The sequence below is a fragment of the Aeromonas sp. LsrichE-8G genome (genome assembly GCF_022869435.1).
Taxonomy (GTDB): domain Bacteria; phylum Pseudomonadota; class Gammaproteobacteria; order Enterobacterales; family Aeromonadaceae; genus Aeromonas; species Aeromonas caviae.
Window position 1 is genome coordinate 1 of record NZ_JALIHH010000267.1, and the last position, 1,212, is coordinate 1,212.

The following is a 1,212-nucleotide window of genomic DNA, read 5'->3' on the forward strand; positions in this document are numbered from 1 at the left end:
CAGGGCGGGAGCACACTTTGTTGATATTTTAACCAAAGAATAACTGAGCCCGATAGTCGTCATTCCAGCCGGCTCTTTTTAGCTTGTTTCTCTGACTTCGAGCACCACAATTGCTCTGTTTTACGATATTCAATACGAACCGCCGGAATAGCGCCATATTCTCGACCGCATCCTCCATCGCTATCCTGGAAGCATCCTCGTTGAACACCACATCAAGAATGTAATGCTGGCTGTTCTCTATCCGCCAGTGCTGCCGTATATAGTGCCCTAGCAGCTTGTGCTTGGGGGATAACGAGCTGACATAGTAAGAGGTATCTACCGTTCCTTTTCCGTTGGCGCTGCGGTGACGCTCAACGGCAATGATGCTGCGGATTGTCGGCCATTTCTCCGTCAACTCTGGCGGTAATTTGGCTTTTAATTGAAACACATAACGCTCTTCCTGGCGGCCATGTCCACTCTCTTTGTGCTCGACGACAATCTTCTCTTTCTGGGCGTCAAACAGTGACTGGAATTGCGATTGAACCGCTTGATACAGCTTCGGTTGATTATTCTTGACCTGTACCACTACATGAGCCTTCTTCTCGCTGATTTTCTCCAGTGTCTCACGCTGACAATGCAACGCATCGAGTGTGACAACGGCTCCTTTTAGCTCAAGAATGTCCAGCATATCTTTGACGGTTTCGATTTCCCCCTTCTTGTTAGGGGTTGCTTTCTGGCTTAACACCAGCCCATTTTCGGTATCGTAAGCCGTGACCAACTGAAGCGCATCCTTGGCATTTCCCCGAAAGGAGCCGCGTAACACCTTGCCATCAAAGGCAATGATGGGTTTGCCCTGATGAGTGCGCTGTTCATTGACCCAGCACAGCAACGCTTCAAGCAAGGTATCGATGACAATGCAGCGCAGAATGCGGGCAACCGTGTGACGCCGCGGGATGCCGTTGGCAAAGGGGCGATGCTGACGCAGCCAATCGATCTTTGAATCGCCATAGGTTTCGATGTCATTCCAGCCCTCGGCACCACTCATGATGGCACTGATGACAAGGAACATGACATCAACCAGGTTATGTTTACGATTGATCTCAGAGCGAGTTTCTTCGACAAGGGTAAGGTGTTCAATCAACGTCATAGCGCGTGCCTCCTGCATGGAGACGCGATTAGATCACAGACGATCTGCCTGTTCAAATTTCATTAACAAAGTGCGATCCCGCCCTG

General features: G+C 50.0%; 1 protein-coding gene. It reads right to left on the reverse strand.

Going from position 1 to position 1,212, the window contains the following annotated elements:
• Positions 1-28: 28 nt before the first annotated feature.
• A complete protein-coding gene (locus tag MUW49_RS20940; protein ID WP_010676219.1) occupies positions 29-1,126 on the reverse strand; it encodes an ISAs1-like element ISAs1 family transposase in 1,098 nt (365 codons plus the stop codon).
• Positions 1,127-1,212: the final 86 nt, after the last annotated feature.